This is a genomic window from Lysinibacillus sp. CD3-6, from assembly GCF_006351725.2.
In the GTDB taxonomy this organism is placed as follows: domain Bacteria; phylum Bacillota; class Bacilli; order Bacillales_A; family Planococcaceae; genus Lysinibacillus.
The window spans coordinates 68,355-87,385 of the sequence record NZ_CP085880.1 but is presented as its reverse complement, the minus strand read 5'-3'; the positions used below and the strand labels follow the sequence as shown (position 1 = coordinate 87,385).

18 protein-coding genes are annotated in these 19,031 nt (G+C 37.3%); 1 reads left to right on the top strand and 17 read right to left on the bottom strand.

What is annotated here, in order from left to right; translation table 11 throughout:
* Positions 1–45: 45 nt before the first annotated feature.
* The 17 genes from mfd to metG all read right to left on the bottom strand — a co-directional run bounded on the left by mfd (position 46) and on the right by metG (position 18,293).
* Positions 46–3,558, bottom strand: coding sequence for a transcription-repair coupling factor (gene mfd / locus FH508_RS00395; RefSeq protein ID WP_228134259.1), 3,513 nt, complete (start codon positions 3,556–3,558; stop codon positions 46–48).
* Between the two features lie 276 nt (positions 3,559–3,834).
* A complete protein-coding gene (locus tag FH508_RS00390) occupies positions 3,835–4,062 on the bottom strand; it encodes an anti-sigma-F factor Fin (protein WP_228134495.1) in 228 nt (75 codons plus the stop codon).
* A 60-nt stretch (positions 4,063–4,122) separates the two neighbouring features.
* Entirely contained in the window at positions 4,123–4,686 is a 564-nt protein-coding gene (pth, locus tag FH508_RS00385; RefSeq protein ID WP_228134258.1) for an aminoacyl-tRNA hydrolase, read from the bottom strand.
* A 205-nt stretch (positions 4,687–4,891) separates the two neighbouring features.
* Positions 4,892–5,491, bottom strand: coding sequence for a 50S ribosomal protein L25/general stress protein Ctc (locus FH508_RS00380; RefSeq protein WP_228134257.1), 600 nt, complete (start codon positions 5,489–5,491; stop codon positions 4,892–4,894).
* Between the two features lie 309 nt (positions 5,492–5,800).
* Positions 5,801–6,760, bottom strand: coding sequence for a ribose-phosphate diphosphokinase (locus tag FH508_RS00375; protein WP_228134256.1), 960 nt, complete (start codon positions 6,758–6,760; stop codon positions 5,801–5,803).
* A 24-nt stretch (positions 6,761–6,784) separates the two neighbouring features.
* On the bottom strand, positions 6,785–8,155 hold the full coding sequence (glmU, locus tag FH508_RS00370; protein WP_228134255.1) for a bifunctional UDP-N-acetylglucosamine diphosphorylase/glucosamine-1-phosphate N-acetyltransferase GlmU: 1,371 nt from the start codon (positions 8,153–8,155) through the stop codon (positions 6,785–6,787).
* A gap of 273 nt (positions 8,156–8,428) precedes the next feature.
* Entirely contained in the window at positions 8,429–8,731 is a 303-nt protein-coding gene (gene spoVG / locus FH508_RS00365) for a septation regulator SpoVG (protein WP_228134254.1), read from the bottom strand.
* A gap of 556 nt (positions 8,732–9,287) precedes the next feature.
* The gene (locus FH508_RS00360; RefSeq protein ID WP_228134253.1) at positions 9,288–9,662 is read right to left on the bottom strand and encodes a RidA family protein; all 375 of its coding nucleotides are present in this window, start codon (positions 9,660–9,662) and stop codon (positions 9,288–9,290) included.
* Positions 9,663–9,665: 3 nt separating this feature from the next.
* Entirely contained in the window at positions 9,666–10,493 is an 828-nt protein-coding gene (purR, locus tag FH508_RS00355) for a pur operon repressor (protein WP_228134252.1), read from the bottom strand.
* A gap of 56 nt (positions 10,494–10,549) precedes the next feature.
* Positions 10,550–11,416, bottom strand: coding sequence for a 4-(cytidine 5'-diphospho)-2-C-methyl-D-erythritol kinase (gene ispE / locus FH508_RS00350; RefSeq protein WP_228134251.1), 867 nt, complete (start codon positions 11,414–11,416; stop codon positions 10,550–10,552).
* Between the two features lie 213 nt (positions 11,417–11,629).
* Positions 11,630–11,809, bottom strand: a complete 180-nt coding sequence (locus FH508_RS00345) for a small, acid-soluble spore protein, alpha/beta type (protein ID WP_228134250.1) — start codon at positions 11,807–11,809, stop codon at positions 11,630–11,632.
* Positions 11,810–11,922: 113 nt separating this feature from the next.
* The gene (gene veg, locus FH508_RS00340) at positions 11,923–12,183 is read right to left on the bottom strand and encodes a biofilm formation stimulator Veg (protein ID WP_010857021.1); all 261 of its coding nucleotides are present in this window, start codon (positions 12,181–12,183) and stop codon (positions 11,923–11,925) included.
* 154 nt (positions 12,184–12,337) lie between these two features.
* Positions 12,338–13,219, bottom strand: coding sequence for a 16S rRNA (adenine(1518)-N(6)/adenine(1519)-N(6))-dimethyltransferase RsmA (rsmA, locus tag FH508_RS00335; protein WP_139860055.1), 882 nt, complete (start codon positions 13,217–13,219; stop codon positions 12,338–12,340).
* Positions 13,212–13,778 carry a ribonuclease M5 gene (gene rnmV, locus FH508_RS00330; protein WP_139860054.1) on the bottom strand — a complete coding sequence of 189 codons (567 nt, stop codon included), beginning with the start codon at positions 13,776–13,778 and terminating at the stop codon, positions 13,212–13,214. Before rnmV ends, rsmA begins: the two co-directional genes overlap by 8 nt.
* A 167-nt stretch (positions 13,779–13,945) precedes the next feature.
* Complete coding sequence (locus FH508_RS00325) at positions 13,946–15,157, bottom strand: resuscitation-promoting factor (RefSeq protein ID WP_139860053.1); 1,212 nt, start codon at positions 15,155–15,157, stop codon at positions 13,946–13,948.
* Positions 15,158–15,292: 135 nt separating this feature from the next.
* On the bottom strand, positions 15,293–16,063 hold the full coding sequence (locus tag FH508_RS00320; RefSeq protein WP_139860051.1) for a TatD family hydrolase: 771 nt from the start codon (positions 16,061–16,063) through the stop codon (positions 15,293–15,295).
* Positions 16,064–16,316: 253 nt separating this feature from the next.
* Entirely contained in the window at positions 16,317–18,293 is a 1,977-nt protein-coding gene (gene metG / locus FH508_RS00315) for a methionine--tRNA ligase (RefSeq protein ID WP_228134249.1), read from the bottom strand.
* Positions 18,294–18,639: 346 nt separating this feature from the next.
* Between metG and FH508_RS00310 the strand changes: the two genes are divergently transcribed.
* Complete coding sequence (locus tag FH508_RS00310; RefSeq protein ID WP_024362580.1) at positions 18,640–18,918, top strand: transition state genes transcriptional regulator AbrB; 279 nt, start codon at positions 18,640–18,642, stop codon at positions 18,916–18,918.
* Positions 18,919–19,031 lie beyond the last annotated feature (113 nt).

Here is a 19,031-nt window from a genome sequence, read left to right as displayed (position 1 = left end):
CAATAAGGCTGAACTTGCCAATTTGTCAACAAGTTCAGCCTTTTTTCACATATTTTTTTTCGAATTTGCAATAATCTGCATTATTTCTTCTAATATATCAAAATGATGGTATTTATTGCATTTACGCTCATCAATTGTCAATATCAATTGCATACTATCCATTCCGAAGCCAACAGCTCGCTCAAATTTCATCGTTTCCGTTACAATTTTACTGCCATCTATTTTTGCAGAGCCTTCTTCAGAGATCAAAATAGAAATAATCTTTTGCTTTTCTTTAATAGATGTAACGCCCATTTCTAGTCCCCAAATTTTCATCCGAGCAATACGAAGTAACCGTTCTGTTTCAATCGGTAAATCACCGAAACGGTCTTGTAATTCTTCAACAATCTCTTCGTATTCATCGACTTGGTCCATCGCTTTAATGCGCTTATACATTTGAATTTTTTGATAACCATCTGGAATATACGCATCTGGAATATATGCATCAATATTGAGTAAAATTTCTATCTCTGGCTTCTCCTCTTTTTTCACGCCAGTTTGTCGCTCCGCAATGGCCTCTTCGAGCATTTGTGAATACAAGTCAAAGCCGACAGAATCAATAAAGCCATGTTGCTGGGCACCCAATAAATTACCAGCTCCACGAATAGATAAATCTCGCATCGCAATTTTAAAACCAGATCCGAGCTCCGTAAACTCTTTAATAGCCTGTAGACGTTGCTCTGCCACATCTGTAAGTACTTTATCACGCTGATACATAAAATATGCATATGCTACACGGTTTGATCGACCTACGCGACCTCGTAACTGATACAATTGTGCTAAACCCATTCGATCTGCGTCATGAACAATAAGTGTGTTGACATTAGGAATATCAACACCAGTCTCGATAATAGTAGTCGTTACTAGGACATCATAATCCCCTTCAATAAAAGCTAAGATGACAGATTCTAATTGGGATTCAGTCATTTTGCCGTGTGCATGTCCAATACGTGCCTCAGGGACAAGCATCTGAATCTCGTCCACCTTCCGTGCCATATCCTCTACTCGATTGTATAAGTAAAATACTTGGCCACCACGTGCCATTTCTCGCTCAATGGCTTCTCGGACAAGTGCGCCACTATGCTCCATCACATAAGTTTGCACTGGGAAACGGTTAGCAGGGGGCGTTTCAATAACCGATAAATCTCGCACACCTACCATAGACATATGCAACGTTCTTGGAATAGGCGTTGCAGTTAAAGTTAATACGTCCACATTCGTCTTCAGTTGTTTAATTTTTTCCTTATGTGTAACACCAAAGCGTTGTTCCTCATCTACAATGAGTAGGCCAAGATCTTGGAATGTTAAATCTTTAGATAATATTCGATGAGTTCCTATTACAATATCAACTTGCCCTTCTTTTAATCCCTTTAATGTCGCTGCTTGCTCTTTTTTCGTACGGAAACGAGATAAGAGTCCAACATTAATGGCAAAGTCCTGGAATCGATCACGGATTGTCTCGTAGTGCTGCTGCGCTAAAATCGTCGTAGGCACTAGGAAAGCAACTTGTTTTCCGTCTTGAATGGCTTTAAATGCCGCACGAATGGCTACCTCTGTTTTGCCATACCCCACATCACCACATACAAGTCGATCCATTGGACGTTCACGTTCCATATCACGTTTTACTTCAATAATTGAACGCAGTTGGTCTTCTGTTTCTTCATAAGGGAATGATGTCTCAAAATTTCGCTGATCATCATTATCAGGCGCAAAAGCATGCCCTTTTTCTGCTTCTCGCTTGGCGTAGAGCTTAATTAAATCATCTGCAATATCTTGAACAGCAGAGGAAACTTTCGCTTTGGCTTTTTTCCACTCCGCTCCACCTAATTTATGTAGCTTCGGCTCTCGATCTTCAGATGCAACATATTTTTGAATTAAATCGATTTGCTCCACAGGCACATATAATTTATCATCTGCGCGATATCGTATATGCAAATAATCTTTATGTGTCCCATTGACTACTAGCGTTTCTACACCGATATATTTCCCTATCCCATGATGTACGTGCACAACATAGTCGCCAGGCTTAATTTCTGTATAGCTTTTAATACGTTCTGCATTGGTCATTTTTTGAGGTCGTGATTTTTTCTTCGCCTGCTGTTTAAATAATTCATCCTCTGTTACAACAGCCAAACGCTGCAAAGGCAGTTCAAATCCGCTTGATAATCCACCTTCTATAATATACAGGCCAGCATCAGTCGGCTCCCCAATTGTTGCATGAATGTCATATTCCTCAAGCATTTGCTGTACACGTTTTACACGGCTTTTATCCCTAGCTACGATAAGCACCGTGAATTTACCGAGCTGCCATCGCTCAATTTCACTTTGTAATAATGCCATTTGTCCGTGGAATTGCTGCATCGGCTTGCATGAAAAATTAGTTGTCTTATTGAACGTAATGCCAGCAAACGTACGTGAAAATAATGAGAAATATAGCTTCTGCTGTGTTAGCATTGCTAAAATCTCCTTTAAAGAAAAGGCTGGCTTTACATCATGTACCATTTTCCCTTCTTCAATCAGTGATAAAAACCACTCTTCTTCTTCACGCTCCCACGCATCCATTACTTCTTGAATACGACCAAGCTCGTCAAATAATACGATGCCATCCTGTGCAAAATAATCACCTAAATAAGCCGTTTTATCATATAACAAGGAGCCGTATTTATTAACGAAATCTGGTAGGTTTCCTTGTTGCAACAGTTCAATATCGTATTGAATATGTTGATAAAGAAGCTCTTTCGTCTCCTGTTTTTTCACCTTTTTCAAGCTTGTCGCCAAAGCACTTTCTAAGCGCCCTGCTAAAGCTATTCGCTCTTCCTTTGTCAAAATGACTTCTGACGCAGGTAAAATACGAACTTTTTGTAATTTATCTATTGAACGCTGATCATCTGCAGAAAATGTACGAATCGAGTCTACTTCCGTATCAAATAACTCTATTCGAATAGGCGCTTCTAAATATGGAGGATAAATATCTAAAATGCCTCCACGCAACGCAAATTCACCAGGCGTAGTTACCATTGAATTGCGGACGTACCCCATCGCCACAAGCGTTTGGAGCCATTCCTCAATTTGTACTTCCTCGCCTACCGTCGTCTGTAAAAAATAATGTATCCAATGCTCTTTTGGAGGCATCATTTTTCGCAAGCCAGCAATAGGTATAATGTAAATGGCTTTTTCACCTCTCGCTAGACAGTCAAGCGTTGCGATACGCTCTGCTCGAAGCTCTGGAGAGGCTACTGATAAGTCTGCAGCAATAAACTCATCTGCTGGATAATAGTGGACATATTCCTCCCCTAATAAACCAACAAGCTCATCCGCCATTTTTTGTGCCTGCAATAAATTTGGCGACACTATATAAATAGGTTTTTGTACATGGTCAAATAACGCATCGACCATAATTGGCCGTGCGCTTCCTGTTAAACCTGTGATGAGCTGAGATGCTGTATTGCCGCTCTGAATCTCCTGTAAAAATGATGTGATATGTTTGTCCTGCGACACAATCTGTCGTAAAACTTCCACAGTCAAAAGCCCCTTTCAGCGCGAAAATTCTAATTATTTAATGTGTTTCATACTACCAATCTAGTACAATATTACACATTTCATTTGTCTAATTATCAAGTTCACCTTTGTGTAATTGTCCTAGCATTAAACTCTCGGTTTAGAATACATGATGTATTGATATTCATCATGTGAATTATCATCGCATTACTATTGTCAGTAATGTCATATGCTACTTCAAAAATAAAAACGGAAAAAGCTTTGAACGCACGCAATGTGCGCCAAAGCATCCTTCCATTATTGAATCCATTTATTGAGTGCGTGATAATCTGGATATTGTCTAAGCGAATCCTCACATTGCTCACAAATGCAGTGTACAGTCGTTTGCCCATGTTGATCCTTCTCAACATAATCGTCTGCCTCACCTAATTCAAAAATATGCAACTTTCGAATTGTATCATCTGCATCAAATGGTAGTGTTCCTATTTCTACTTCACAATGCCTACAACGGTAGCGAATTGCCATCTCCAAATCATCCTCCTTTAAGCAACTTACTACTTAAAGTATAGACATTTTGGAAAAGGATTATGCACCGTTAAATTGGCTCATCACATCAAGAAATGGTTTTGAAAGAGACGCTTCTATTGCATTCACACTATTATTAATAGCATCTGCCATAACAATATTGTCTTCTTTAGAAAACTTCGATAGCACATAATCCGCTACCTTCATGCCAGTCGGTGGACGACTCACACCAATGCGAATTCGGTTAAATTCCTGTGTTCCTAAATGTTGAATCAAAGATTTAATGCCATTATGTCCACCCGCACTACCTTTTTGACGCAAACGTAATTTTCCTGTTTCTAAATCTAAATCATCATAGATAACAATTAAATCTTTTACATCAATATCAAAATAGTCCATAAGAGGTCTAACACATTCACCTGATAAGTTCATATATGTTAACGGCTTAACAAGTAGAACCTTTCCTTCAGGACGATGTACTGTTGCATACATGCCATTGAACTTTGAAGTAGCTAATGGCGCATCCCACTTTTTAGCTAATGCATCAATTACATCAAACCCAATATTATGTCTTGTATGCTCATACGGTTTACCTGGATTCCCTAAACCAACGATAATTTTCATAAGTACCTCACTTCTTTCAATCTAATAGTCATTATTTTACCATACTGAGCTATAAGAAAACATTTCGTTCAACCCAGTTATGAACAAATATACGAATGATAAAATTTTATTCCTAACTTATAAAATTTCATTTTTATTACAATAAAAAAAGCTATCAAGTCCGTCTTTTACGACTTCCTCGATAGCCTTCCCTTTAAGTAAACATTTAACCTTCTGACTCAACGCTTTCTTCAACTTCAGTTTCGTCGTCTGCAGAAGCTGTTGGCGCCATAACGGTTACTAAAATATGATCATCTTCATTCACAATTTCAAAATCCACATGATCGCGAATATCCGCTACCATAATCGTTTCACCAATTGCTAGTTTTGTAATATCAAGCTCTAATGTTTCTGGAATATCAGTAGGTTTTACTTTTATTTTTACTTCTAAGTTAGGCTGCATTAAAATGCCACCTTCACTTACACCAACTGATTCTCCAACAAGTGTTACCGCTACGTCTACTTCTAATTCTTCAGACATATTAATTGCTAAAAAATCAACATGATTCACTTCATCTTTCAGAGTACATTTTTGTACTTCTGATACAACGACATTTACCCTTTCACCATCTAACTCCACGGGAATAACACCATTACGTCCATTTTTTTGAACGAACTGTCTAAATTCTTTCGCTGAAATAGAAATTGGGGTTGAATCTAGTTTGTAGCCATAAATAACTGCAGGAATGGCTCCCCCTTTTCTAAGTTGGGTTAATGTTGAACGATGCCCAGCTTCGCGTTTATTTACACTTAAGACTGTACTCATACTTTACCTTCCCCTTCCAAGAAAATTATTTATGCCTTATCACGGATGCCACATGCTAATTACAGAATTCAATATGAAAATTGCTTTCTTCTGTTAAATGTCTATGACAATCACGAAAGGCTTTATAATATTTACATCTATTTTTCAAGAACGTAAATATTACACCGTAACAATTACTATTATACCCTTTAATTTGCACATTCACACATAACAGCTATGCAAAAAGGACAAATCTACTCATAAATGTAGATTTGTCCTTTTTTTGTCACACAATATGCTGTATCAATTATTTCTTTATTCTATATAAAATTAATCGAATAAAGTACTTACTGATTTATTTTCATATACACGAGAAATTGCATCTGCCATCAATTTAGCTACTGAAAGCTCTGTAATTTTTGGTGATTTTTTCTCATCAGAAAGTTGAATTGTATTTGTTACGACTAATTCTTTAATTGCAGAATTTTCAATACGCTCGATTGCTGGGCCAGATAGTACTGGGTGTGAGCAGCAAGCATACACTTCTTTTGCACCAGCAGCACGTAATGCGTCAGCGCCAATTGTAATTGTACCTGCAGTATCGATAATATCATCAATCAAGATTGCCACTTTACCATCAACATTACCAACGATATTCATTACTTCTGCAACATTTGGTTTTGGACGACGTTTGTCAATAATTGCAATCGGTGCTTTTAAACGTTCTGCCATTTTACGCGCACGAGTTACTCCACCGTGGTCAGGTGAAACAATTACGATTTCCTCAGAAGGAATACCTTTAGATTTGAAGTAATCAGAAAGTAAAGGTACTGCCATTAAGTGGTCAATTAAAATATCGAAGAAACCTTGGATTTGCGGTGCGTGTAAGTCTAATACGATAACACGTGTTGCCCCAGCCGTTTCAAGTAAGTTTGCCACTAATTTAGCTGTAATTGGCTCACGCGCTTTTGCTTTACGGTCTTGACGAGCATAACCATAATAAGGCATTACAACGTTAACTGTACGAGCAGATGCGCGTTTCACAGCATCTACCATAATTAAAAGCTCCATTAAATGTTCGTTTACAGGTGCAGAAGTTGACTGCACGATAAACACATCACAACCACGAATACTTTCTTCAATACTAATTTGAATCTCTCCATCGCTAAAGTGCTTAACTGAAGATTTCCCTAATTCAACTCCCATTTCTTGCGCAATTTCTTGGGCTAGTGGGTTATTAGAATTGAGTGAAAATATTTTTAATTGTGAGTTTGCATATTGATACGGCATGATGGCCTCCTGTTTATTTGATAATTATTTTGAATTTAATTTGCTTACATAATTCGGTTTGTTTTCTTGTCTTGCACGAGCAATTGCTAGTGCATCCTCAGGAACTTCTTTTGTAATTGTAGATCCTGCTGCAATAAATGAACCTTTTCCAACTTTCACTGGCGCTACCAAGTTAGTATTACATCCTACAAATACATCATCTTCAATAATTGTTTGGAACTTGTTTTTCCCATCATAGTTTACTGTAATTGAACCACAGCCAACATTGACGTTATTGCCTATTTCAGCATCTCCAATATAGCTTAAATGGGATACTTTCGTGTCGTTACCTAGTTTACTTTTCTTCACTTCTACAAAGTTACCGATTTTAACATGGCTACCGATATCAGAAAGTGGGCGAATATGTGCAAACGGTCCAATTGCTGTATCTTCCGCGACAGTGCTTTCGCGTACAACTGATGAATGCACAGAAGTACGGTCATCAATACGGCTATCGATAATTTGTGTATTTGGACCAATAATACAGTCTTCACCAATTACAGTTGCTCCTTCAATCATAGAGCCTGGTTGAATCACTGTATCACGACCAATTACTGCATCTGAGCTAATGTACGTAGCATTTGGATTAATGATCGTTACGCCATTACGCATATGACGTTCATTAATACGCGCACGCATTAACTCTTCTGCCTGTGACAAAGCCACACGGTCATTCACACCAAGTGTTTCTTCAAAATCATCCGTTACATACGCTTCAACGATATCGCCTTGCTTTTGTAAAATTTCAATGACATCAGGTAAATAATATTCACCCTGTGCATTATCATTTTTCACAAGTTTTAACGTTTCAAATAAAGCTTTGTTATCGAAGCAATATGTCCCAGTATTAATTTCTTTTACTCGTTGCTGCTCTTCGTTTGCATCTTTTTGCTCAACAATTTGCTCCACCTGTCCACCATCGCCACGTAAAATACGACCATAGCCAGTTGGATTTTCAGCAACTGCTGTTAAAATTGTTGCTTTTGCACCTTTTGCTTGATGATGCTCATATAAAGCTTTCATCGTTTCAGGGCGAATAAGAGGCGTATCACCGCAAACAACTAATGTTGTTCCTTCTTCACTACCTAAAATTGACTCTGCTTGTTGTACTGCATGTGCTGTACCTAATTGTTCAGCTTGTAAAACATACTCGCTCTTATCTCCAAGTTGTTGTTTTACTTTTTCTGCGCCATGTCCTACAACCGTTACGATGCGATTGACATCTAACGTTTGAATGTGATCCACTACATGTTGTACCATGGGTTTCCCACATACTGGATGGAGCACTTTATATAATTTGGACTTCATACGTGTACCTTGACCTGCAGCCAAAATGACAGCAAAAATATTGCTCATCAGTAAGTCCTCCAATACGCTCATTTTCTCTTATGACTATATAGCAAAATTCATCTATTTTCAAGGCATGTAGAATTGACTAAACGGTGAATTCCTAAATCAAACACACCTTATGCTCGAATGGTATGAGCTATACACTACAATTTGCTGTTTTTCTCTTTTTTGAAAAATAAAAAGAACTCCTCAATAAATAGAAGAGTTCTTTTTATTTTCTCCCGTCAAAAGGATACTTATTTGTAAATAACCTTTAAACGAGCATTTATTTTCATAAAACTATACGCCAATTCCTTCTAGTTCAGCTGCTTGCTCCGACTCTGGCACTTCGCTAGAGTTATGGTAAGCATTTAAAATAATTTCTTGAATTTTGTTACGTGTCGTTGAGTTGATAGGATGTGCAATATCTCTAAATTCGCCATCTGGTGTACGTTTACTCGGCATAGCGACGAATAAGCCTGTATTCCCATCAATAACGCGGATATCATGTACCACAAACTCATTGTCGAGTGTAATGGAAGCAATCGCACGCATGCGACCATCCGTTTGTACATGACGTAATCTTACATCAGTAACTTCCATTTTCTCACCACCTCTCATCTTAGATGCCTAAATGAAAATATTATATTTATATTGCCGAATATTTCCCTTTTTACAGTCTACCAAATTTTCTAAAAAATTTGAATACTTCATTTTTAATTCGTTCTAATATTTTCTCTAGTTTACGGTAAATTTGACAATTGTTTGTCAAATTTTCAAAAACGAGTTTATAACGATGCGAAATTGCATGGTTTAATCTTTTTAAAAAAGGCCACTCTTTAAATTTTTTTAGCCAGTAGCTTAATCCGTTAAAGCAAATTGATAGAGCTCTTTAAAAGAACTTTCTGACGGTTCCTAAAGCTATTAAGAAGTTCAACTCAATAACTTTTGTCATATGTATAAAATAGAATTCTACTAACGTTTTCGTTGATGGTGTGAGCGAGGCGGCATACGCTCCGAATATAACGTCACAATCTTCGCCTCAGCGAGGATTTGTTGCCCGTGTAAGGCAATCTCCCGCAACGACAAAGCCAGCTATATGTATCTATAATAAAAGCCCTTTAAAAGAGATTCCGTTCTTTTAAAGGGCTACTAATTTTTATTTTACGATTGCGATAACTTCTATTTCTACTTTCACATCTTTTGGTAAACGTGCTACTTCCACTGCTGAACGAGCTGGTTTATGTTCTCCAAAATGACTAGCATATACATCATTCATTGCAACAAAGTCATTCATATCCTTCATAAAGACTGTTGTTTTGACTACATTGTCTAGTGATGAACCTGCTGCTTCTAACACTGCTTTTAAATTAGCAAATACTTGGTGTGTTTGAGCAACAATATCGCCCTCTACTAATTCGCCTGCTGCTGTTAAAGGAATTTGACCTGAACTATAAAACATCCCATTTACGATCATTCCTTGTGCATATGGTCCAATTGCTGCTGGTGCATTCGTTGTAGATACTACATTCATTTGTCATTTCTCCCTTTTTGTAAAATAATTGCCTTCACTTAATGCAATCGTACGATCTTTTTCATTGACCTCATGAAGCTTTACAAGTGAATAGTAATCATCTACTAAAGTTTCGTCTGCATGCTCTGCCTCAACTAGCACAGCGATGCCTGCTAATTGACAGTCGAACTCTTCTAATAGATTTTTCATGCCGTTCATCGTACCACCGACCTTCATAAAGTCATCGGTAATCAGTACACGCTGTCCACTCTTCATGCTTCTTTTAGATAATACCATTGTCTGAATTCTTCGAGAAGAACCAGATACATAGTTTATGCTGACTGTAGAGCCTTCTGTTACTTTACTATCTCTACGCACGACAACAACTGGAACATTTAAATGTCTTGCAATGGCATGGGCAATAGATATTCCCTTTGTTGCTACTGTCATAATAACATCAATTTGCTGGTCAGCAAATGCAGATGCAAAAACCTTTCCAACTCGATTAATTAAATCTGGATTGCCCAATAAATCCGTCATAAATAAATAGCCACCAGGTAACAAACGATCTGAATGTTCGAGCTCTGCTTTTAAATCCTGTATGACTAAACGAACTTCCTCTTGGGACATTTTAGGAATATACTTCACACCACCTGCAGCTCCTGGTACTGTTATCAATAACCCGATTCCTTTTTCTTCGAAAGTTTCTTTAACAATCGTTAAATCTTCACTAATCGAAGACTTTGCGGATTGATATAATTCTGAAAAATAAGTTAGCGGGATCAGCTGATGTGGATGTTCTAGTAAATAGTACGTCATATCAACTAGTCGTTCACTACGCTTCCATTTCATGCGACCCTCTCCTAAACACGAATATTTATAGGTAAAATTAACACAATTATGCGTTTTTAAGCAAGCGTATTTCGCTCCCCTAGTATGCGCACAGCATATACTTCCTCACAAAAACCTCGTAAGCCATTGTAAATTCGGCTCACACGGGCCTCACTATCCACAAGGCCAAAGACTGTTGGACCGCTTCCACTCATTAAAGTAGCATCAGCTCCAAAACGTTTCATCTGCTCTTTTAACATAATTACTTCTGGATGCAACTTAAATGTTACAGTTTCCAAAACATTACCTAACGATGCACATAGTAGCTCATAGTTATCCGTTTCAATTGCCTTAATCATTTGCTTTGTATTAGGATGCTCAAGTCCATCAACCTTTAAGCCACCATATACTTCTGCTGTTGACACCCCAATTTTAGGCTTAGCTAACACGACCCAACAGCTTGGCGGTGCAGGTAATTCCTGAATTTTCTCCCCTCGCCCTGTTGCTAATGCAGTACCTCCGTATACACAAAAAGAAACATCTGAACCGATTTTAGCACCAAGCTCCGCTAGCTCGTCTATTGAAAGCTTTAAATCCCATAGTTCATTTAAACCTTTGAGCGTCGCCGCAGCATCGCTACTGCCTCCTGCAAGCCCTGCTGCAATCGGTATTTCTTTTTCAATTGTAATGGATACACCTTGTCTAATGCCGTATGTATCTTTTATAAGACGCGCTGCTTGATAAGCAAAATTGCGGTGATCATTTGGTACGAAATTATCCGTTGAAATAATTTCAATTACTCCATCTTCACGAGATTCTAAGCTTATGCGATCTGCCAAATCGACAGTCGTCATGACCATCTCCACTTCGTGATAATTATCTGGTCGTTTATAAAGAACATCTAATGTTAAATTAATTTTTGCAGGCGCCTTTACATAAAGCATCTTACTTCCTCCCTCATAACTACACGCATAAACAGCCGTTCATTTTTCGCGCAAGATAATTCATTTTATTTTACCATAATGAGAAAGCAAACTGAAAAAAGAACCGTTTTAAAAACGGTTCTCTCTCGTCAGTTGTTTTGTTGTGTTCAGCATCGGTTCATTCCCTAGCTGATTGAAGTAAAAATGTCAGCAAGCAATTTTGTGCGAAGTATACTACTTACGCTCTTGCTCGCTGAGTTCTCTTTCCGCCATTTCAATGGCACGTTTCACCATATTACCAGCATCTCGAGCTTTAATTCCGCCCCAACCTTCTTTTTGCACAACATCATAAAATCCAAGCTCTTTGGCGATCTCTTCTTTTAAACGAGGTGACATGATTCCCTTTCTAGGCATGCAAACTCCTCCTTTAACAACTGACGATATTAGTATGTGCGATAAAACGAAAAACACTCATGTAGTTTTTAACATACATGAGTGCTTCAAAATATAGAAATAAGTACTAGAAACTATTTCGCGACAGCAGCCTGTGCTTCGTCTAAAAATGTAATCTCTACTGCCTCAGTTAAAATATCTGTGTAGCTATACGATACGCGCTTGCACGTATTGTCTTCTTGATCAAGTTCAACTACAAAAATTGCACGATATGTTTCACGCAATATCCCTGCACACTCGACCGTTTTCTTGCGACCTCCGTTTGCTTTTAACTGCAAACGTTTACCCAAATGACAATCCAACGACTTTTTAATGTCCGCTAAAGTTTTTGGCATTTTCGCTTACACCTCACTAATAACTAGTATAAGGGATACGCCCAAAAATGTCAACAAAATATAATATTTTATCAGCCCTCTATAAATGTTGTCAACTTATTTTTTTTGAAAAAATACGTTTTTTTTCATTTCGAATGAAAATGTAACATATTTTTTACTTTGCAAACGTTGGATATAAGGCATCCGCTAACTTTCCAAACTCTTGAATGGAAAGTGTCTCACCTCGACGAGTTGGTTCTATATTTGCCGATTGTAAAGCTTCGATTATTTTTTCTTTATTCGCCTTACCGTTTGGTAGACCTGATTGTAAATTATTTAAAATTGTTTTACGACGCTGTACAAACGAAGCGCGCGTTACGACGAAAAGGAAATCCTCGTCTATAACTTTCACTGGCGGCTCATCATGTTTAATAAGGCGTATAACTGCTGAATCTACGTTTGGTTGTGGCATAAAAACCGTTTTCGGCACGGTCATAGCTATTTCAGCCTTCACATAATACTGAATGGCAATAGATAGCGAGCCATATTCTTTTGTTCCTGGTTTTGCTGTAATACGATCAGCAACCTCTTTCTGCATCATGACAACGAATCCGCGAATTGGTAAACGATCATTTAACAATTTCATCAAAATAGGCGTCGTAACATAATAAGGCAAATTAGCAACAACCATAATATCTTCAATGCCTGGCATTTCTTCTTCAATTACCTTCTCCACATCTGCCTTTAAAATATCAGAATGTACGATAGACACATTATTATATGGACTTAGTGTATCTGCTAGTACTGGTAATAAGCGCTGATCAATTTCAAACGATACGACCTTTTTCGCGCTGCGTGCTAAATGCTCTGTTAATGCACCAATTCCTGGACCTACTTCAATCGCGCCACTATTTTCGGTTAAATTCGCATGACTAACAATATTTCTTAAAATATTAGGATCAATTAAAAAATTTTGGCCTAAACTTTTTTTAAACGAAAAGCCATATTTCTTTAAAATTTCTTGTGTTCGAATCGGTGTTGCAATATCCTTATGCATTATTTTCCTCCTGATCTACCTGTGCGACAGCTGCGCCAAATTGCTGTTCTGTTATTTGAAACATTTTCAATCTTTTATGAAGTTGTTTACCATTTGTTGCACCAATATTTAAAATTTCTCCTAGACGATCTCTGCGTCTTTTCGCCGCTGGATGCCCAATTAAGCGAGCGGTCATTAAATCTTCTAGCGTAATATCATCAGCAATGGGCTCCGTACTATTTGGCGTATAAACAAGACTCAATGCCTCACGAATATCCTCATCTGCCGCATGCTCAATACCTAATCCTTTACCATTTTTCGCAATTGTTTTGGATTTTGGTAAAAAGGCATGTTTCACACCTTGCACGTGCTGTTCAATAATTGCTCGAATTCGTCGTCCTGGATAATCGGGATCTGTAAAGACGATGACACCTCGTTTATCCTGTGCATGCTGAATACGTTTAAGCGTCTCTTCCGAAATAGCCGATCCATTTGTTTCTATAGTATCTGCCTGAACAGCTCGCTTAATTGCGGTTGTATCATCTTTTCCTTCAACGACAATCACTTCTTGTATTTGCAAAAAGGCTCCTCTTTTCTACCATATCTTCAGACCATTTTACAACTGCCCTGTATGATTGTACAGAAATACAAAGCTTATGTGTTGTTTACGTGAAAAAAGCTTTCCTGCCAGTCAATACAGGAAAGCCAATGCTTAGTGAAAACATTTTGTTATATTTTACAATTTTTTTAATTTAATACTTTAATGCGCACTTTCTTGCGTCCCCAATTACGAGCTTGTGCATCTGATTGTACTAGTATGTCGATCTTATTACCCTTAATTGAACCACCAGTATCCCCAGCAATCGCTGTTCCATAGCCTTCAACCCAAACTTTTGAGCCAAGTTTAATAACAGATGGATCTACTGCGATTACTTTTAAGCCTGAATCTGAACGTAAGTTAATGCCAGTAGCTGATGTTCCTGAACAACCTTTACAGTAAGGTGTGTACGCTGTTGCAGTAACATAAAACTCTTTTCCACTAGATGGCTCCGCTGAACCACGAGACACAGTTGTAGTGCTGGCTACTAAATTTTTAGTACCAACAGCCACTACTTGTTTCTTTGGCTCATTTATGACTTTTTCAGATTGTAAATTTTTCGCGACAATTTTGCCGTTTTCTTTAACGACTTCATACGTTCGAGAAATTTTGCCCTTCTCGCCCGTAGTTACTACTTTTTGTTTTCCCTTTAGCAAAGAAGCATCCTGCTTCTTTTCAATTGCGAAATCTAATGAGTCTTCCACTACATCGATAACCTTTTCTACGCGAACTACTGCGATTTTACTCTCTGGAGTGATAACGTCCTCCAGGTTATTCTCGACACGATCGAATTCATTTAGCTGAATTCCCTGTTGTTTTAAAAAGTTAGCGACCGTAGTCGAAGTGGACCAAACTTGTCTATTTTCTAAGCCATCGACAAGCGTCACCTGAAACGCTTTTTGAATATCGATTTTGTTATCTGCTCCTACTTCTGTATCCAAGCTTTGCTTTAATGTATCATGCTCTGATACTTCAATATTTGCTTCCTTCAAAATGTTCTTCACTAGTTTTTCAGTTGTCCAAACTTTTGACTGATTTCCATCAACTGAAATTGTTACTTCTTTTGCCTGTTCCCAAGTAATTGCTAATCCATTAACAATTTTGGCATTCAGAGAGGGTGATATTTTATCATGCGCTGCTACGTCTATATTTTCATTTTGTAATAGTTCTTCTACAGTTTTTGCATGTGTTGCTACTTCATTTGCTTCCCCGTTAGCGCTAAGCGTTACGGTTTTTTTAGTACCTTGGTAAAGTACGAAAGAAATTACTGATACAAACAGGACAATTGAAACAATTCTTATCACTGTTTGCTTACTCCTCAATGATCCTAAGAACAAGTTTTTCATGGAATTATTTGACATGAAAAAACGCCTCCTTAATACAAAGTTGGATTATACGGACTAGAATTAGCACTGTCAACCCGATTGTATTTCAAAAAAATTTGACCATGCTATATTAGCCAACCGCAAACACTGTATTGGAGGCACTTTAGCTAGTTAAACGTCAATCCTAAAAAATTTTTTTGCATTCGCAGTCGTTACTTGTGCAACTTCTTCAATTGGTTTTTCTTTTAAACGTGCTATTTCCTCTGCAACTAATGGCACCCACGCTGGTTCGTTACGTTTACCGCGATATGGATGTGGCGCTAAATATGGGGCATCTGTTTCAATCATCAAGTGCTCTAAAGGTATCTCCGTCGCCACTTCTTTCGGCATACGGGCATTTTTAAACGTCACTGGTCCACCAAGACTAATCATGAAATTCATCTCAATGCATTGGCGGGCAGTTTCTACACTTCCGCTATAACAATGCATTACGCCTCCAACAGAAGCTGCGTTTTCTTCACGCAAAATGTTGACAACATCTGCGGTTGCCTCTCTGTTATGAATAATAATTGGTAAATTTACTTTTTGTGCTAAATGAATTTGCTTGCGAAATAGCGCTTGTTGAACATCTTTTGGGGATTTATCCCAATAGTAGTCTAAGCCTGTTTCACCAATTCCAACAATTTTAGGATGTGATGCCAATTCTTCAATCCAGTGTAAATCCTCTTCTGTACAATCAATGGCATCTACTGGATGCCAACCAATAACACCATAAATAAAATCATATTGCTCTACTAATTCCATTGTTTTTTCAATCGTTTTACGATCAAATCCTACAACTACCATAGTTTCAACTTTTGCTTCAAGAGCTCGATCTATGACTTCTTGTAAGTCTTCTTGATACTGCTCCGCATTCAAATGTACATGTGTATCGATAAACATTGTCATTCTCCTAACATTGATTTTATTAAAAATTATTATTTCATATTTTGCATCTGTATTACAAATTTGTTACAAACAATTTAGTATTGTGACAATACACTTATATATATTCGTCATAACTATTACCATATACCTAAAATTCGTCAATTTACGCATTGCATAAATTATCTCAAAATAATAAAATAGCCATTTTAAGGCTAAATTTACAATGGCCCGCTGAATATTTTCTACTCAGCAGGCCATTCTTAGTTTTTTATTTTACCTTTGCACCATTTTCCAATTTTGGATCAACAGTTGCTAGCTTTAAAATTCCATCTTTTTCACCTGCTAAAATCATTCCTTGTGATAATTCACCGCGTAACTTAACAGGTTTTAAGTTCGCAACTACGATTACTTTTTGTCCGACTAATTCTTCCGCAGAATAGTACTTAGCAATTCCCGAAACTACTTGTCGTTGCTCGTAACCAAGGTCTACCTGAAGCTTTAATAATTTATCTGCCTTCGGTACTTGCTCACATGCTGTAACCGTTGCCACACGCAAGTCAACTTTCATAAAATCATCAATTGAAATTTCAGGAATTTCTGGAACCTCCACAGCTTTTGATTCTACGCTTGCTTCTTCTTCCTGAGAAGTTTTAACTGAGCCACGCATTTCCTCACGAATATAAGTAATTTCAATTTCGCTATCTAAACGTGGGAAAATCGGTGTTCCTTTTTCTACCACTTTAATGTTTGCTGGAATAGTATTGCCGAATGTTTCAATTGTTTCCCATGTTAAGAATTTGTCATCTAGACCTAATTGGTTGATAATACGTGTCGGAGTAGATGTCATAAATGGTTGTAACATGACAGCAATATGATGTAAGCTTTCTGCCAAATTTCGCATAACAGAACCTAATTTTGGTTTATCCGCATCATCTTTAGCAAGAACCCAAGGTTGCGTTTCATCAATGTATTTATTTGTGCGTGAAACAAGCGTCCATAGGTCGGCTAATACGACACTAAATTGCATTTTTTCCATACTTTCTTCATATTTAATACGTACTGCTTCTGCATGCACTTTTAATGCCTCGTCAAATTCAGTAGATTGAAGATTTTCTGTAGGGATATTACCATCAAAATATTTGTTAATCATGGAAATCGTACGGTTTAATAAATTGCCTAAATCATTTGCTAAGTCAAAATTTGTTCGCTCAACAAACGACTCTGGAGAAAATACACCATCAGAGCCAAATGGAAGCTCTCTTAATAGGAAGTAACGCGTTGCATCTAATCCATAACGCTCCATAAGCATTTCTGGATACACAACATTTCCTTTTGATTTAGACATTTTACCGTCCTTCATCATAATAAATCCGTGTGCAAAAACTTTTTTAGGTAATGGTAAATCAAGAGCCATTAAGAATATTGGCCAATAGATTGTATGGAAACGTACAATATCTTTTCCAACTACATGCACATCCGCTGGCCAATATCTGTTAAATAACGTTTCATCATCCGATAAGTATCCTAAAGAAGTAATATAATTTGTTAACGCATCTACCCAAACATATATTACGTGTTTTGGGTCTCCAGGTACTTTAATACCCCAGTCGAATGAAGTACGCGATACCGATAAGTCTTCCAGTCCTGGTTTAATAAAGTTGTTAATCATTTCGTTTTTACGTGATTCTGGTTCAATGAAATCAGGGTTCTCTTCATAGTAAGCTAATAGGCGATCAGCGTATTTCTTCATATTAAAGAAGTAAGATTCCTCTTTCACTTTGTGTACAGCCCGTCCACAGTCTGGACACTTCCCATCTTCTAGTTGCGTCTCTGTAAAGAATGACTCACAAGGCGTGCAGTACCAGCCTTCATACTCACCTTTATAAATATCGCCGTTATCTAAAAACTTTTGGAAAATCTTTTCGACAGTTTTTGTATGACGTTCCTCTGTTGTTTGAATGAAATCATCATATGAAATGTCCATTAATGTCCAAAGTTTTTTTGCTGCCTCGGCAATCTCATTTACATATTCTTGAGGATGCTTGCCAGCTTCTGCTGCTTTTTCTTGAATTTTTTGCCCATGCTCATCCATTCCTGTTAAGAAACGCACATCATATCCACGTAAACGTTTATAACGTGCTATCGTATCGGACGCCACTGTCGTGTACGCCGTACCAATATGAAATTTTCCACTTGGATAATAAATCGGGGTTGTTATATAGAATGTTTTGTTTTGTTCGCTCACGAGAACTGCCTCCAATGTTTCACAGTATAATATCTATTCTATCGAAGTACGAAATTCGTTTCAATGAAAGTTTATTGAATGCGAAAATTGTCGAATATTATACTAATCCATTTAATGTATTTTATAAGAAGCTTTTTTACTATAAAATAAAATCTATAATAAAAACCTTTTAAAAAATTGAATATAACTGTTTTCTTCTCAAAAATTTTTACAAATAAGAGATTATTACTGTATTAATTAATTGACGTTTATGGCATTACTTGGTATGATAACTATCAGACAAAGAAATAATGTCGAAATTTGACGAAATACAATATAACTTTTACTTTTAGGAGGAAAAATAATTATGAAATCAACAGGAATTGTTCGTAAAGTCGATGAATTAGGTCGTGTGGTAATTCCAATCGAACTTCGCCGTACATTAGGTATCGCTGAAAAAGACGCTTTAGAAATCTACGTAGATGACGACAAAATCATCCTTAAAAAATATATGCCTAATATGACATGTGCTGTTACTGGTGAAGTATCTGATGATAACTTCCGTCTAGTTGGAGGAAAATTAATTTTAAGTCCTGAAGGCGCAGAAATGTTAATGAAAGAAATCCAATCTAGCTTAAAAAAATAATTTCTTTCTAGCACCTAAATCGAAAACAGCGATTTAGGTGTTTTTATTATTTGATAAAAATTTCTTCCTATCACGAAAAGTAATATATATGATTCCCTTATAATGTCCATGTC

What these genes read in the sequence shown, in the direction of transcription:
- FH508_RS00390 (WP_228134495.1), bottom strand. Translation starts at nt 4,062, where the DNA reads ATGGCAATTCGCTACCGTTGTAGGCATTGTGAAGTAGAAATAGGAACA.
- pth (WP_228134258.1), bottom strand. Translation starts at nt 4,686, where the DNA reads ATGAAAATTATCGTTGGTTTAGGGAATCCAGGTAAACCGTATGAGCAT.
- FH508_RS00380 (WP_228134257.1), bottom strand. Translation starts at nt 5,491, where the DNA reads ATGAGTACAGTCTTAAGTGTAAATAAACGCGAAGCTGGGCATCGTTCA.
- FH508_RS00375 (WP_228134256.1), bottom strand. Translation starts at nt 6,760, where the DNA reads ATGCCGTATCAATATGCAAACTCACAATTAAAAATATTTTCACTCAAT.
- glmU (WP_228134255.1), bottom strand. Translation starts at nt 8,155, where the DNA reads ATGAGCAATATTTTTGCTGTCATTTTGGCTGCAGGTCAAGGTACACGT.
- spoVG (WP_228134254.1), bottom strand. Translation starts at nt 8,731, where the DNA reads ATGGAAGTTACTGATGTAAGATTACGTCATGTACAAACGGATGGTCGC.
- FH508_RS00360 (WP_228134253.1), bottom strand. Translation starts at nt 9,662, where the DNA reads ATGAATGTAGTATCTACAACGAATGCACCAGCAGCAATTGGACCATAT.
- purR (WP_228134252.1), bottom strand. Translation starts at nt 10,493, where the DNA reads ATGAAATGGAAGCGTAGTGAACGACTAGTTGATATGACGTACTATTTA.
- ispE (WP_228134251.1), bottom strand. Translation starts at nt 11,416, where the DNA reads ATGCTTTATGTAAAGGCGCCTGCAAAAATTAATTTAACATTAGATGTT.
- FH508_RS00345 (WP_228134250.1), bottom strand. Translation starts at nt 11,809, where the DNA reads ATGCCTAGAAAGGGAATCATGTCACCTCGTTTAAAAGAAGAGATCGCC.
- veg (WP_010857021.1), bottom strand. Translation starts at nt 12,183, where the DNA reads ATGCCAAAAACTTTAGCGGACATTAAAAAGTCGTTGGATTGTCATTTG.
- rsmA (WP_139860055.1), bottom strand. Translation starts at nt 13,219, where the DNA reads ATGCATAAGGATATTGCAACACCGATTCGAACACAAGAAATTTTAAAG.
- FH508_RS00325 (WP_139860053.1), bottom strand. Translation starts at nt 15,157, where the DNA reads ATGTCAAATAATTCCATGAAAAACTTGTTCTTAGGATCATTGAGGAGT.
- FH508_RS00320 (WP_139860051.1), bottom strand. Translation starts at nt 16,063, where the DNA reads ATGTTTATCGATACACATGTACATTTGAATGCGGAGCAGTATCAAGAA.
- FH508_RS00310 (WP_024362580.1), top strand. Translation starts at nt 18,640, where the DNA reads ATGAAATCAACAGGAATTGTTCGTAAAGTCGATGAATTAGGTCGTGTG.